Source organism: Halospina sp. K52047b (assembly GCF_008709855.1).
Taxonomy (GTDB): Bacteria; Pseudomonadota; Gammaproteobacteria; order Pseudomonadales; family Oleiphilaceae; genus Halospina; species Halospina utahensis_B.
In genome coordinates this window covers 18782-32793 of record NZ_VYJH01000007.1, presented here as the reverse complement: position 1 = coordinate 32793, position 14012 = coordinate 18782, and the positions used below count along the sequence as shown (strand labels likewise).

Below are 14012 nucleotides of genomic sequence, written 5' to 3'. Positions count from 1 at the left end.
CTGTGCCTTTATGTTTCGGTTTGAATACGCGGGTTCGTCAGAACGGCATGCCCGCTGCCTGCTGGAGGCTGCTCATCACCACCTGGACCATGTTCAGCACCAGGAAGACCAGGATCGGCGACAGGTCGAGCCCGCCCATGGGGGGCAGCAGGTTGCGGAACGGCGCCATGATGGGTTCGGTGATCTGGTGGATGATCTGGATGCCGGGGTGCGGATTGCCGGGCGCCAGCCAGCTGATCACGATCATGCCGATGATGGCGAAGAAGTAGATGGTCAGCACAAGACTGATCACCTTGAGCAGCCCCCAGACCAGCAGTGCCAGCGGCGGGAAAGCGTAGCCGGCGAGGCTGAGGATGATCAGGTACATGAGGGCCTGGAACAGGATGGCCACAATCAGCGAGGCGCCGTCAAAGCGCTTGACCGGCGGGACCACCTTGCGCACGGGATCGGTGACCGGATTGGTGGCCTTGGCGATGAACTGGCTGATGGGGTTGAAGAAGTCCACCTGACAGAGCTGGAACAGGAACCGGAGGATCAGCAGTGTCAGGTAGAAGGTGGTAAGCATCTGGAGGGATGAAACCAGGATTTCGGTGCCCATGGGTATCTCTGCTCCTTAAAGCGAATTCTGGCCCGGAGGCTTCGCGTGGTCTGAACAAGGGGTAGCCGGGAGTCCTGTCCGGGAAGCTCTGGAGCCATGGATGGCGGAAGAGCAGTGTACAGGGATGTATTTACAGCGTTTCCCGGACAGGACTCCCGGCTACCCCGTTGGCAACGTGTTAAGTGGCTTGGATTATAAAGCTTTTTTCAACTGCTCCGACAGCTCCGCCGAACGCGTCTTCGCCGCGTTGAACGCCTTTTTCACGATGTCCCTTATGCCGCCTTTCTCGAGGGCATCCACCGCCTGTTCCGTGGTACCACCGGGGGACATGACGTTACGCCGCAGCTGCTCCGGCGCCTCGTCGCCACGGGAGCACATCTCCGCCGCGCCCGCCATGGTCTGGATGGCGAGCTGGCGGGCGGTGTCCGGGTGGACGCCAGCGTCGATCGCCGCCGCCTCCATGGACTCCACCAGCAGGTAGCAGTAGGCGGGGCCGCTGCCGGAGAGGGCGGTGACGGCGTGCATCTCTTCTTCCCGCTCGAGCCAGACGGCGAGGCCGATACTGCTGAAGATATCCGTCACGGTGTCACGCTGTTCCCGGGATACGCCGTCCGTGGCATAGAGCGCGGTCGCGCCCTTGCCGACCAGTGACGGCGTGTTGGGCATGCAGCGGACCATGGGCACGTCACCGCCGAGCCAGTTGCCGATGGTTTCCGAATCCAGCCCGGCGGCGATGGATACAGCCAGGGGGCGGGTGTTCTGGACCACGCTGGCGATGTCCTGGCAGGCCTCCGCCATGATCTGGGGCTTCACCGCCAGGATCAGGATGTCCGCCTGGCTGGCGCAGTGGCGGTTGTCCGTGGTGGTATAGATACCGAAGTCGTCGCGCAGGCTCTGAAGGTGCTTGTCCTCCGGTGCGCTGGCCCAGATCCGCGAGGGGTCATAGCCGTTGGCGACCAGGCCGCCCAGGATGGCGCGGGCCATGTTACCGGCGCCGATGAACGAAATGGCGGGTTGCTGCGGATCCTGTTGCATCACTGAGCCTCGTAGTCGCGGGGTCCGAAAAGGGCGGTGCCCAGGCGCACGATGGTCGCGCCCTCGGCGATGGCGGCTTCCAGGTCGCCGGACATGCCCATGGACAGAGTGTCCAGAGCCCCATTATCCACGCCGCGCCTTACCTCAGCCAGCAAACCGGCCAGTTCACGGAAGCGCTCACGCTGCACCGCCGCCGGATTGGCCGGATCCGGAATCGCCATCAGCCCCCGCAACCGGCACCCTTCAAGCCCACTCAGCTCCTGCGCCAGCCCCGGAACCTCCTCCGGACGCACGCCGGATTTCGTCGGTTCATCATCGATATTGACCTGAATACAAAGGTTCAGCGGCGCCATGCCCTCAGGCCGCTGCTCACTCAGCCGCCGCGCCACCTTGGCGCGATCAATACTGTGCACCCAGCTGAAATGCTCCGCCACCGGCCGCGTCTTGTTCGACTGCAGCGGCCCGATGAAATGCCACTCCAGATCCGGCAGATCCGAAAGCGCCTCAATCTTGTCCAGCGCCTCCTGAATGTAGTTCTCCCCAAACGCCTTCTGCCCCGCCTCGGCGGCCTCCCGGAGCAGTTCCGCCGGCTTGGTCTTGGACACGGCCAGCAGCTGCACGCCTGCCGGATCCCTTTCAGCCTCTTCTGCCGCGGAACGGATGCGCGTGGCTGCCTTTTCGAGGTTCTCTGCTATGCTGATCATTGGCTCTGCCCGGGGGAATGTGACGGCTCATAAAGTAACGTCTGCCCCTGTAAAAACCAAGGCGAGGCTGGCGTCTGGCTCGTAGTCCGGGCGTTTTCGCAACAAACCCCGAAGTCTTTCTGCGATGTTCTATCTGAGGGCACCATGGATATAACCGAACTGCTTGCGTTCTCCGCCAAACAGGGCGCATCCGACCTCCACCTCTCCGCCGGCCTGCCCCCCATGATCCGGGTGGACGGCGACGTCCGGCGAATCAACCTGCCGCCCATGGAGCACAAGGAAGTGCACCGGCTGATCTACGACATCATGAACGACAAGCAGCGCAAGGACTACGAAGAGTTCCTCGAGACCGACTTCTCCTTCGAAGTCCCCGGTGTCGCCCGCTTCCGTGTCAACGTCTTCAACCAGAACCGCGGCGCCGGCGCCGTCTTCCGGACCATCCCCTCCAAGGTCCTGACCATGGAAGACCTCGGCATGGGCCAGGTGTTCAAGGACATCTCCTCCAACCCGCGCGGCCTGGTGCTGGTCACCGGCCCCACCGGTTCGGGTAAGTCCACCACGCTGGCCGCGATGATCGACTACATCAACGAAACCCGGTACGACCACATCCTCACCATCGAGGACCCCATCGAATTCGTACACGACTCCAAGAAATGCCTGATGAACCAGCGGGAAGTCCACCGCGACACACTCGGTTTCAACGAATCCCTGCGTTCCGCGCTGCGTGAGGACCCCGACATCATCCTGGTCGGCGAGCTGCGGGACCTCGAGACCATCCGTCTGGCCCTGACCGCGGCTGAGACCGGCCACCTGGTATTCGGCACCCTGCACACCACCTCCGCCGCCAAGACCATCGACCGCGTAGTGGACGTATTCCCGGCTGAGGAAAAGGCCATGGTACGCTCGATGCTGTCGGAATCTCTGCAGGCGGTGGTCTCCCAGGCACTGCTGAAGAAAAACGGTGGCGGCCGGGTTGCCGCGCACGAGATCATGATCGGCAACTCGGCCATCCGGAACCTGATCCGCGAGGACAAGGTGGCGCAGATGTACTCCGCCATCCAGACGGGCGGTCAGCTGGGCATGCAGACCCTGGACCAGCACCTGCAGAACCTGCTGCAGAAGGGCACCATCTCCCGCGAGGAGGCCCAGGCCAAATGCTGTCGGAATCTCTGCAGGCGGTGGTCTCCCAGGCACTGCTGAAGAAAAACGGTGGCGGCCGGGTTGCCGCGCACGAGATCATGATCGGCAACTCGGCCATCCGGAACCTGATCCGCGAGGACAAGGTGGCGCAGATGTACTCCGCCATCCAGACGGGCGGTCAGCTGGGCATGCAGACCCTGGACCAGCACCTGCAGAACCTGCTGCAGAAGGGCACCATCTCCCGCGAGGAGGCCCAGGCCAAGGCCAAGATGCCGGACAATTTCTGATAAGGGGCGGGGAATACGGTCATGGAACTCGAAAAGCTGCTCAAGGTTGTAGTCGATAAAAACGGCTCCGACCTGTTCATCACCACCGGTGTGCCGCCGAGCGTCAAGATCAACGGGCGCATCGTGCCGGTCACCAAGGAACCACTGACGCCGGAGAAAACCCGGGAGCTGGTGTACGGCTCAATGACGGACAAGCAGGCGCGGGAGTTCGACGAGAACAACGAATGCAACTACGCGCTCAGTGCCCGGGGTATCGGGCGCTTCCGTGTCAGCGCCTTCTTCCAGCGCAACCTGTGCGGCATGGTGCTGCGCCGGATCGAGACCGAGATTCCACAGCTGGACGACCTGGGCCTGCCCGACATCATCAGTGAGCTGGCCATGACCAAGCGGGGCCTCATCATCTTCGTGGGTGCCACCGGTACGGGTAAGTCCACTTCGCTGGCGGCGATGCTCGGCTACCGCAACCAGAACAGCCGCGGGCACATTGTCTCGGTGGAAGACCCCATCGAGTTCATCCACCAGCACCGGGGCTGCATTGTCACCCAGCGCGAGGTGGGGGTGGATACGGACTCGTTCGAGACCGCGCTCAAGAACACCCTGCGCCAGGCGCCGGACGTCATCCTCATTGGCGAGGTGCGTACCGCCAAGACCATGGAATACGCCGTCACGTTCGCCGAGACCGGCCACCTGTGCCTGGCCACCCTGCACGCCAACAACGCCAACCAGGCGCTGGACCGGATCATCAACTTCTTCAACCCGGAAGTGCACAACCAGATCTGGATGGACCTGTCGCTCAACCTCAAGGCCATCGTGGCCCAGCAGCTCATCCCCACGCCGGACGGCAACGGCCGGGTCGCAGCGATCGAGGTGCTGATCAATACACCGCTGGCTCAGGACATGATCCGCAAGGGCGAGGTGGACAAACTCAAGGACCTGATGACCAAATCCGGCGAGGCGGGCATGCAGACCTTCGATCAGGCGCTGTACCACCACTACGCCGACGGCCGGATCACCTACAAGGATGCCCTGGCCCATGCGGACTCGGCCAATGACCTGCGCCTGATGATCAAGCTCGGTGCCGATGCGGCCACGGCAGACGAACTGTCCAGCTCGGTGGACAAGCTCTCCATCCAGGACGATGGGTAACGCCCTGCTGGCGGAGCTGCTGACCGGGTTTGCCGTTGGGGGCATGCTGGCCATGGCGGGTGTGCTCATGCAGGTGCTGCTGCGCACGCCCCTGGCGGAGCCCTATGTGCTCGGTGTTTCCGGCGGGGCCGCCAGTGCCGGTCTGGTCTGCATGCTGCTCGGGCTGGGCGGCTGGTGGATCTCCGGTTCCGCGTTGGTGACGAGCCTCTTCTCCCTGGCAGTGGTGTTTCTGGTCGGCGGCGGTGATGCCCGGGTGCCCAGGGAACGGCTGCTGCTGACCGGGGTCGTGATGGCCGCTGGCTGGAGCACGGTCATCAGCTTCCTGCTGGCGATGGAATCCAGCGCCTCCGTGCACGACATGCTCTACTGGTTGATGGGCGACCTGACCCGTTCCATCTCCCCCTGGTGGGGCCTGGTCGCCCTGGCGCTGGCACTGGTGGCCGGCTGGGTCATGGCACCGGCACTGGATCTGCTGGTGCGTGGCGATGAACAGGCTGCGGTGCTGGGCGTGGAGGTGCACCGGGTGCGCCTGGTGTGCTACGTCCTGGCGGCGGTACTGACAGCCCTGGCGGTGACGCTGGCCGGGCCCATCGGTTTCGTCGGTCTGGTGGTGCCGCACCTGGTCCGGCTCCGTGTCGGCGCGCGCCACCGCATACTGCTGCCGTTCTCGGTTCTGGTGGGCGGTATCTATCTGACGGGCCTCAATGCGATCGCCGGTCTGCCGCTGATCCCGGGGTCGATTCCGGTCGGCATTCTCTCGGCGATCGTGGGCATTCCCGTATTTCTCTACATGCTGCAGCGCACAAGGATCGGTGGCTGATGGCATCACTGCAGCTGGATGGGCTTGTGTTCGGGCATCGCGGCCAGGCGCTCACCAGGCCGGTGACGGTGGAGGCCCGATCCGGGGAATTCTGGGCCGTCCTGGGCGAGAACGGCTCCGGTAAAAGCACGCTTATGGCCACCCTGGCGGGGCTTGTGCCGCCGCTGGCAGGACAGGTTGCTGTCGACGGCGTGAACCTCCGGCGCATGCCGCGCAAGGTCCTGGCCCGCCGGCTCGGTCTGCTCCTCCAGCACCAGGACGTGGCTTTTCCCTATTCCGTGCGCGAGACGGTCAGTGCCGGGCGCTATGCCCACAGGCCGCCGTGGCGGCCGCTGCGCCGGGAGGATCACGCCGCGGTTGAACGCGCCCTGGAGGAGACCGGCCTGCTGGAGCTCGCCGAGCTTCGGGCGGACCAGGTCTCCGGCGGCGAGCAACGCCGCGTGGCCATTGCCACCCTTCTGGCACAGGAGCCCGGCGCCCTGCTTCTGGATGAGCCCGTCAACCACCTGGACGTGCGCCACGAGGTGGCCCTGATGGACCGCTTCCGGGACTATGCGGATGGCGGGCGGCTGATCATGGTCTCGCTGCACGATGTGAATCTCGCCAGCCAGTACGCGGACCGCCTGTTGATGCTGTACGCTGATGGCACCTGGGAGGCCGGCAATACAGCGGAACTGCTGACCGAAGACCGGCTCGAACACCTCTACGGGGTCCCCCTGAAGGAAGTCGGCTCGCAAGAGACCCCCTTCTGGGTGCCACTGGGCCACCGCAAACGGAGCCGATGATGAGCAACCGGACACTGATTCTGGGCGGCATCCGCTCAGGCAAAAGCGCCCTGGCCGAAGCCGAGGCAGCTGCCTGCGGCCGGCCTGTGGTGTACGTGGCCACAGCCACTGCTGATGACGGCGAAATGGTCGACCGGATCGCCCGTCACCAGCAGAGGCGGCCGGATGACTGGGGGCTGGATGAGGAGCCGGTGGCCTTGGGCGGCGTCCTGGCAAGACACCGGGAAGAAGCACCCTGCCTGCTGATTGACTGCATGAGTCTCTGGCTGGGCAACCTTCTGGGAGAAGAGGAGGGCGCGCTGGAACGCGAGCGCGAGGCCTTTCTGGCCCAGCTGGAACGCTACCCCGGGCCGCTGGTGATCGTCAGCAACGAGGTGGGGCTGGGCGTGATCGGCATGGACGCACTGACCCGCCGCTTCTGCGATGAAATGGGCTGGCTCAACCAGGCGCTGGCCCAGCGCTGCGATCAGGTAGTGCTGTCGGTGGCCGGGCTGCCCCAGGTTCTCAAGGGTTCCCCGGCTGGTGGGCAATCAGGCAGCTGAGCCACTCGCTGGTTTCCGCGATCCGGTCCATCCGGATCCGGCTGCGGCAGGCAAAGGGCACGGACACGGCACCCATGGCATGCTCCAGCGGCGTTGCCATGACCATCCCCAGGATCATGCGGATAACCCCGCCATGGCACACCAGCAGTGTACGCTGACCCTCCAGCTGTTCCCGCCAGTGCATCATGGCGCCCTCAACCCGCCGGTAGAAAACGCTGATGTTCTCACCCCCCGGCGGAGGGCAGTGGACCGGATCCCGCCAGAACGCCTGCAGCGCTTCCGGGGTCTCCCGGGCGATCGCCTCCGGCGAGTGCCCGTCCCAGTCACCAAAGCTCATCTCGCGCAGGTCCGGCTCCTCCAGCAGGGGCAGGCCCCGGGCCTCGGCCACCGAGGCGGCAAAATCGGCACAGCGTTTCAGGGGGGAGGTCAGAACCGCATCCCACTGATCCGATTCAAAAACCTGCGCCTGCATCTGCTGCCAGCCCTGGTCACTCAGCGGGTCATCGATCAGGCCGCGGTACTTGCGGCCGCCTTCCGGCTCGCCATGGCGGATCAGGTCGAAAAAGGTGCCCGGTTGCTCGGCGCTGTCAGCCATCGCTTACTCCCGCTTCCGTGAAGGTTGCCATCTCATTGTGGAGCGCACAGGCAGAGCGTAGCACTGGAACGGCCACGGCGGCACCGCTGCCTTCGCCCAGGCGCATGTCCAGGTCCAGAACCGGTGCGGCCCCCATGGCGCCAAGCAGGTAACGATGGCCGGTCTCGCGGGACTGGTGGGAGAAATGCAGCCAGGCCATCAGGTTCGGGCTCAGGTGCGTTGCGGCCAGGGCGGCCGCGGTGACGATGAACCCATCCACCAGGACCGGGATTCCCCGGTGGGCCGCACCGATCATGGCGCCGGCAAGCGCGGCGATCTCAAAGCCGCCGAGCGAGGCGAGGGCATTGAACGGGTCCGTGTCGCTGCCGTGGCGCTGCAGGGCCGCCCGGATGCGGCGGGCCTTGCGGGCCACGCCAACCTCATCCAGCCCGGTTCCCGGGCCGACAAGCTCCTCCACACGGGCCCCGAGCAGCAGGCTGGCCAGAGCGGAGGCACTGGTGGTGTTGCCGATGCCCATGTCACCGCCGATGAACAGTTCCGCCCCAGCTTCCGAGGCGCGTGCCGCCGAGCGGTCGCCAGCCTCCAGGGCCTGCTCCAGCTGCTCCGCCGTCATGGCGGGTTCCTTCATGAGATTGCCGGTGCCCGCCGCAATCCATTCGTCCGTCACGCCCCGATCGTCCGGCAGCGGGTGGGCCATGCCCAGATTGACCACCTCCAGTGAGGCGCCCAGCTGGCGGGCCAGAACGCTGATGGCCGCGCCGCCGGCAGCAAAGTTGGCCACCATCTGGGCCGTCACTTCCTGGGGAAAGGCCGAGACCCCGTCGGCCGCAATGCCATGGTCCGCGGCGAAAACCGCCACATGCACCCGGTCCACGGCCGGGCGGTCGCGGTGCTGCTGGGCACAGAGGTGGCAGGCCAGTGCTTCCAGCTGCCCGAGTGAGCCCGGTGGCTTGGTCAGCTGCTGCTGGCGGGCCAGGGCCCGGTCATAGTGGGCGCGGGAAGGTTGCGGAAGGGGCAGCTGCCAGAAGGGGTCGGTCATCATTCAGTATCGCATTGCTGAAATGGGTGCACCTTACTCCGAAGACTGCGGGAGTGCCAGGGCGGCGCCTTTACCGGGCACTGTCCGGGCTATAGAATCCCCGTTCGATCCATCCGATTGCCCGGGACACCTCATGGCCACTGACGCGAAGACGGACACCTATCGGCTCAACCCCGATCAGGTGAAAGCCGAGTTCTTCCAGTTATTGCCCATTGCGGTTTTCGTAACCGTATTCGGTATCGCGTTCGGTCTGGCGGCCGGGCAGGCGGGGCTGCTGCCGTGGCAGGCGGGCCTGATGAGTGTCACCGTCTTCGCCGGTGCCGCCCAGTTCGCGGCTTTGGGGCTCTGGGGGCAGGAGGTCTCGCTGATTCCCCTGGTCGCCATAGTGCTGGCGATCAACTCCCGTCACATCCTCATGGGCGCCTCGCTCTACCCCATGCTCCGCAAGCTCCCGCCGGCGCGGCGTTACGGCATACTGCTGGTGCTGACCGACGCCAACTGGGCGCGCTCCTTCCAGCAGTATCAGGCCGGGCGCGAGAATCTGGAAGCCATCCTCGGTGGTGGTCTGGTGCTTTGGATGGCCTGGGTGGCGGGTACCCTCTTCGGTGGCTATTTCGGCGGGCTTGTTCAGAACCCGGAAGCCTTCGGGCTGGATATGGTGCTGGGATGCTTCCTGTTGACCATGGCACTGGGCGGGCCGAAATCACGGCGGATCCTGGTGGCGTGGACGGTGGCGGGCATCTCGGCGGTGCTCGCCTGGCGATGGCTGCCGCCGCACACCCATGTGATCGTGGGCGCGCTGGCCGGTGGCGTTGTGGGTCTCTTCTGGCTGGAGCCGCATCATGACCAGTATTGAGACCACAACCCTCGGCATCCTGGCCATCATTCTCATCATGTCTCTGGTGACCCTGGGCACCCGTTTCGGGGGCGCCTTCCTGATGGCACGGGTCCCCCTGAGCCGCCGGGTGGAGAGCTTCATCAATGCCATGGCCAGCTCCGTTCTGATCGCCATTGTCGTGCCCATGGCCTTCGCCGGGGATCTGGGTGCCAAGGCGGCGCTGCTGACCACGGCGGTGATCATGGTTGCCACGGGCCGCTCCCTGCCGGCCATCGGCGCAGGGTTCGTAGCGGCGGCGCTGGTGCGGCAGTTTCTGTGATGGCAGTGGCGCTTCTGAGCTGCCTGCTGGCCCTCGTTCTGGATTTTCTGGTGGGCGAGCCCCGCCGGTGGCATCCACTGGTAGGCCTGGGCTGGTATGCGGACCGTATTGAAGCTGCGCTGAATCCCTCTGGGCGGGGCGGCATCCTGGCTGGCGGGCTGGCAACCGTGCTGGTGGTGCTGCCGGTGATCGGCGTTGCCCTGGTGGCGTCGGCGCTGCCGTGGCCCTATGGGCTGGTCGTGGCGGTGATTCTTCTGTGGGTCTGCATCGGCCACAGCAGCCTGGCGGAGCACGGTATGGCGGTTTACCAGCCACTGATGGATGAGGATCTGGAGACGGCCCGTGAACGTGTGGGCATGATGGTCAGCCGCAATACCCGGGGGCTGGATGAAGAAGCCATCGCCAAGGCTACGACGGAATCCCTGCTGGAGAATGGCGCGGATGCGATCTTCGCGAGCCTCTTCTGGTTCCTGGTTGCCGGTCTTCCGGGGCTGTTGCTGCATCGGGCCGTGAATACACTGGACGCCATGTGGGGCTACCGCAGCGACCGGTTCAACCGCTTTGGCAGGGTGGCGGCCCGGCTGGATGATGCCCTGAACTGGGCTCCCGCGCGGCTGACCGCGCTGGGGTACGCGCTTGCGGGCCGCACGCGGATGGCACTGAGGTGCTGGAAAACCCAGGCCAGGGCATGGGAGAGCCCCAATGCCGGTCCGGTGATGGCAGCCGGCGCGGGCGCGCTGGGCGTACGGCTTGGCGGGCGTGCGCCCTATCACGACGGTTGGCGTGAGCGGCCGCTGCTCGGCCATGGCGAGCTGCCCGATGCGCTTACCATCCCATCCGCCATCACGCTGATCCAGCGCAGTCTTGTGCTCTGGATGCTTGCGGTGGCCATCGTGACGGTGCTGGTGGAAGCTCTGGGCCGGGGAGGGCTGTGGTAATGGCAACACACGGTGGCCGACTGAACCAGGCGGTACAGCAGTGGGGGATTCCCCGCGGCCAGTGGGTGGACCTTTCGACTGGCATCAACCCCTGGCCGTGGCCGGTTCCAGCGGTGCCGGCTGAAGTCTGGCAGCGGCTCCCGGAGGAGGACGACGGTCTACCGGCTCAGGCACGGCACTGGGCCGGTGCGCCGCCCGATGCCGGATGTCTTCCCGTGGCCGGAACCCAGGCCGCGATACAGGCCCTTCCCCGATTAAGGGCCCCGGGGCGCATCGGCGTGCCGGACCCGGGCTATGCTGAACACGCCGAAGGGTGGCGGGCTGCTGGGCATGAGGTTATCCCGTTCACGACCCTGCCCAGCGATGAGGAGCTGGCCGCGCTGGATGCGCTGGTCTGGATCAATCCCAACAACCCCACAGGGGAGCCGGTGATGGCCCGTGATCTGATGGCCTGCCACGAGCAACTGGCGGCCCATGGGGGCTGGCTGGTGGTGGATGAAGCCTTTATCGACGCGGAGCCGACTCAGACATTGGTGCCTGAGACGGGGCGTGAAGGACTGGTGGTGTACCGTTCCATGGGCAAGTTCTTCGGGCTGGCAGGCCTGCGGGCCGGACTGATGTTCGGACCTGGCGGGCTCTGTGGCTCGCTTGGTGAGCTGCTTGGCCCCTGGGCTGTCAGCCACCCCGCGCGCTATCTGACGCAGCAGGCCCTGTCGGATACGGCCTGGCAGAAAGCCGCTGCAAGCCAGCTTCATCACGGGCACGACCGCCTCGTCGCACTGCTCAGGAGCGCCGGCCTGGCTCCCCGGGGCAGTGCGCCGTACTTTGCGTACTGCCCCCATGATGAGCCTGGGCGGGTCGCAGAGGCGCTGGCCGCGCAGGCGGTGCTGGTGCGTGTGTTCGAGGCGCCGCCCGCCCTGCGCTTTGGCCTGCCTGGGGCAGAGCCCGAATGGGAACAGCTGGCGCGTGCGCTCCAGACCCTCTAGCGGTAGAACCGGGACATTTCCTGGAGCACTTCCTTGATAGTGCGGGGATCCGGCCGGAACTCCGGCGCCGGATTGAGCTCATCGTCCACGGTTTCCACCCGGCCTGAGGCATACTGAACGATCCGGTGATCGTCCAGTAACACCGCGTAGTCCATGTAGCTGTGGGCAATGCTCCAGTCCCGTTCGCGCTTCTGGAACAGGCCGTTGCCGGTGGCATAGGTCTCCGGGGCCGTGGCGCTGCAGCCAAGGGCCCTGCCCATGAGCGTAGGGGCAACATCGAAGTTCTCAGTGCGGTACTCGATGGTTCGGCTGTCACGTCCCGGCCAGTGCACGATCATGGGGGTGTGCAGCTGGTACTGCCCGAAGTTGCTGCCGTGGCCCCAGTAATTCTTTCCGTATTCGTTGAACTCCTGGCCATGGTCCCCGGTGATCATGACGATGGTGGAATCCAGAAGGTCCCGGTCACGGAGGTCGGAAAGCACGCGCCCGACCTGATTGTCCACGAAATGCAGGGTGGACTTGTAGTTGTTGCGCATCAGTTCCGGGTTGAAGTCCGGGCCCAGGGCCAGCTTGTTCACCGGATCCCAGTACGGCTGGAATTTCACCGGATAATCGTCCGGCACCCGGTGGTTGTGTGGTGTGTCGTAGAACAGGAACCCGAAGAATGGCTCACCGGTGCTGGCCTCACTCTGCTGCGCAGTGAAGTCCAACCAGTCATTGGTGATGCGGGTGTCACGGTCCCAGGGTTTGTCGCCGGGTGTTTCCAGGCGCAGATCGTCCACAGAAGCGAAGACGTTCTTGGTGAACGCGGGGCTGATCAGCGGCGCGGAGCTCAGGATCTTCATCCGGTAGTCCAGTTCCTGCATGCGCGTAATCATCACCGGCGGCTGTTTGGCGGTGGTGAACGCTTCCCAGTAGCCGCTGGGCAGTGAATAGAACAGGGTGAAAATGCCCGGCTTGGTGGCATTACCATTGCTGTAGTGATCCGTGAACTGCAGGCTCCTGCCCGCAAATTCATGGATGTTCGGCATCCACCGGGGATCGACCATGTCGCCGCGGGCGCCGTCTATCGCGATCACCAGCACGTTGGGGCGTTCGGCCGGCCTTTCACAGCTCAGGGGCTCGGTGGGGTAATCCAACTGGCCACCGCCGCCGCCAGTGGTGAGCGCGCTGGCAGCGCTCTGTTCCCGGATGGCCTCGGGGTCCACCAGTCCGTTCTTTTCCATGAAACGCTTGGCGGTTGCGCCGTAATACAGCGGCATGGCCCGGGTGATTGAGGTAATGCGGCTGTCGTGGTTGGCATCCGCCCAGGCGTGCCAGCCGTGCACAACCAGCTGGCCGGCAAAGACGGTGGCAATACCGAGTGCCAGCCAGCGCCCCCGTGGCCGCCGCCGGAACAGGAAGATGCCCATGACCAGCTCCAGAAGCAGCAGCCCGAGCGTCGCGCCGCCGGCTATGGCCCACATCTGCCAGGGAAAGGCAAAGATCTGGGTGCCACCCTTAAGGGCCATATCCAGAACAAACCCGGAGAGATGGAAACGGAACTGGGCATAGGTGACGGTATCAATCAGCAGGAGCCCGAGAGCGCCCGTTGCATACACTGTCCCCAAAGCGATGAGCAGCCGGCGGCTGGGGATGAGTCCGATCACCAGCAGCGGCAGGCCGGCGACCAGTGCCAGCAGCGGGAACTGCGCCAGGTACAGGAAAGTGACATAGATGCCGGTGGTACCGTCTGGAATGGTGATCCAGGGCAGATAACGCAGGCCAACCAGAAGAGCCAGTACGCCATTGGCTAACAGAAACCAGCCGGTCCAGCTCAGGCGTTGCCCGAGTTCCCTGAGTTGAGTTTTCAGCAAATCCCTTCCATCCAATGTCCAGTGTTAATCGTCAGGCGGCCTATGATAGCCAGCGCCAGGTGGAAGTCCAAGCCGCCCGTCATCCGTACTTCCCGTGCCCGGTGGCTGGTTCTGGCATTCATGGCTGAGTTGACCCGGTCATGGGCCCTTGGTAGGGTTCGATCCACTTTCAGGTGTCCCTGCTGTGGCAGGGATGAAACGGGAAGCCGGTGAGCTGCATGAAGCAGCGAGGCCGGCGCTGCCCCCGCAACGGTGATTGAGTCAAAGGCGGCCATCACGCCACTGTGCCGGAGAAGCATGGGAAGGCGGTCGCTGGGGATGCCATGGGCATCCGCTCATCAGCCCGTAGACCGGCCTGAAGGGATCGCCATGCGTTGCGGAGGG

At 64.9% G+C, this 14012-nt stretch carries 15 protein-coding genes, 1 pseudogene and 1 riboswitch; of the genes and pseudogenes, 10 read left to right on the top strand and 6 right to left on the bottom strand.

Going from position 1 to position 14012, the window contains the following annotated elements:
- Window positions 1–37 precede the first annotated feature (37 nt).
- The 3 genes from F3089_RS09960 to F3089_RS09950 all read right to left on the bottom strand — a co-directional run bounded on the left by F3089_RS09960 (window position 38) and on the right by F3089_RS09950 (window position 2337).
- Window positions 38–598 carry a YggT family protein gene (locus tag F3089_RS09960; RefSeq protein WP_151440666.1) on the bottom strand — a complete coding sequence of 187 codons (561 nt, stop codon included), beginning with the start codon at window positions 596–598 and terminating at the stop codon, window positions 38–40.
- Window positions 599–790: 192 nt separating this feature from the next.
- Complete coding sequence (gene proC, locus F3089_RS09955; RefSeq protein WP_151440665.1) at window positions 791–1633, bottom strand: pyrroline-5-carboxylate reductase; 843 nt, start codon at window positions 1631–1633, stop codon at window positions 791–793.
- Window positions 1633–2337, bottom strand: a complete 705-nt coding sequence (locus F3089_RS09950) for a YggS family pyridoxal phosphate-dependent enzyme (RefSeq protein ID WP_151440664.1) — start codon at window positions 2335–2337, stop codon at window positions 1633–1635. Before F3089_RS09950 ends, proC begins: the two co-directional genes overlap by 1 nt.
- A 144-nt stretch (window positions 2338–2481) precedes the next feature.
- Here F3089_RS09950 and F3089_RS09945 point away from each other — a divergent pair, with 144 nt between their 5' ends.
- The 6 genes and pseudogenes from F3089_RS09945 to cobU all read left to right on the top strand — a co-directional run bounded on the left by F3089_RS09945 (window position 2482) and on the right by cobU (window position 7057).
- Window positions 2482–3537: a type IV pilus twitching motility protein PilT gene (locus tag F3089_RS09945; protein ID WP_151440663.1), complete on the top strand. Its 1056-nt coding sequence runs from the start codon at window positions 2482–2484 to the stop codon at window positions 3535–3537.
- Window positions 3492–3764, top strand: a pseudogene (locus F3089_RS09940) (twitching motility protein PilT); the annotation flags it as partial. The gene F3089_RS09945 and the pseudogene F3089_RS09940, both read left to right, overlap by 46 nt.
- 21 nt (window positions 3765–3785) lie before the next feature.
- On the top strand, window positions 3786–4910 hold the full coding sequence (locus F3089_RS09935; protein ID WP_151440661.1) for a PilT/PilU family type 4a pilus ATPase: 1125 nt from the start codon (window positions 3786–3788) through the stop codon (window positions 4908–4910).
- Window positions 4903–5730 carry a FecCD family ABC transporter permease gene (locus tag F3089_RS09930; protein WP_160898413.1) on the top strand — a complete coding sequence of 276 codons (828 nt, stop codon included), beginning with the start codon at window positions 4903–4905 and terminating at the stop codon, window positions 5728–5730. Before F3089_RS09935 ends, F3089_RS09930 begins: the two co-directional genes overlap by 8 nt.
- Entirely contained in the window at window positions 5730–6515 is a 786-nt protein-coding gene (locus F3089_RS09925; protein ID WP_151440659.1) for an ABC transporter ATP-binding protein, read from the top strand. Before F3089_RS09930 ends, F3089_RS09925 begins: the two co-directional genes overlap by 1 nt.
- Complete coding sequence (gene cobU, locus F3089_RS09920) at window positions 6515–7057, top strand: bifunctional adenosylcobinamide kinase/adenosylcobinamide-phosphate guanylyltransferase (RefSeq protein WP_151440658.1); 543 nt, start codon at window positions 6515–6517, stop codon at window positions 7055–7057. The genes F3089_RS09925 and cobU overlap by 1 nt, the downstream gene beginning before the upstream one ends.
- Here the strand turns inward: cobU and F3089_RS09915 are convergent.
- The gene (locus F3089_RS09915; protein WP_151440657.1) at window positions 7020–7652 is read right to left on the bottom strand and encodes a histidine phosphatase family protein; all 633 of its coding nucleotides are present in this window, start codon (window positions 7650–7652) and stop codon (window positions 7020–7022) included. The two genes, cobU and F3089_RS09915, sit on opposite strands and share 38 nt — an antisense overlap.
- Window positions 7645–8691, bottom strand: a complete 1047-nt coding sequence (gene cobT / locus F3089_RS09910; RefSeq protein ID WP_151440790.1) for a nicotinate-nucleotide--dimethylbenzimidazole phosphoribosyltransferase — start codon at window positions 8689–8691, stop codon at window positions 7645–7647. Before cobT ends, F3089_RS09915 begins: the two co-directional genes overlap by 8 nt.
- 133 nt (window positions 8692–8824) lie before the next feature.
- On the opposite strand from cobT, the gene F3089_RS09905 reads away from it, so the two are divergent.
- The 4 genes from F3089_RS09905 to cobD are packed head-to-tail and all read left to right on the top strand — an operon-like array spanning window position 8825 to window position 11772.
- Window positions 8825–9547, top strand: coding sequence for an AzlC family ABC transporter permease (locus F3089_RS09905; RefSeq protein ID WP_151440656.1), 723 nt, complete (start codon window positions 8825–8827; stop codon window positions 9545–9547).
- Window positions 9534–9848 (top strand): AzlD family protein, encoded by a 315-nt coding sequence (locus F3089_RS09900; RefSeq protein ID WP_151440655.1) that lies wholly within the window; start codon window positions 9534–9536, stop codon window positions 9846–9848. The genes F3089_RS09905 and F3089_RS09900 overlap by 14 nt, the downstream gene beginning before the upstream one ends.
- Window positions 9848–10786 carry an adenosylcobinamide-phosphate synthase CbiB gene (gene cbiB / locus F3089_RS09895; protein WP_151440654.1) on the top strand — a complete coding sequence of 313 codons (939 nt, stop codon included), beginning with the start codon at window positions 9848–9850 and terminating at the stop codon, window positions 10784–10786. The genes F3089_RS09900 and cbiB overlap by 1 nt, the downstream gene beginning before the upstream one ends.
- Entirely contained in the window at window positions 10786–11772 is a 987-nt protein-coding gene (cobD, locus tag F3089_RS09890) for a threonine-phosphate decarboxylase CobD (protein ID WP_151440653.1), read from the top strand. The genes cbiB and cobD overlap by 1 nt, the downstream gene beginning before the upstream one ends.
- Here the strand turns inward: cobD and F3089_RS09885 are convergent.
- Entirely contained in the window at window positions 11769–13628 is a 1860-nt protein-coding gene (locus tag F3089_RS09885; protein WP_192497330.1) for a DUF3413 domain-containing protein, read from the bottom strand. The two genes, cobD and F3089_RS09885, sit on opposite strands and share 4 nt — an antisense overlap.
- A 154-nt stretch (window positions 13629–13782) precedes the next feature.
- Window positions 13783–14001: riboswitch (cobalamin riboswitch) on the top strand.
- The last annotated feature ends 11 nt before the right edge of the window (window positions 14002–14012 follow it).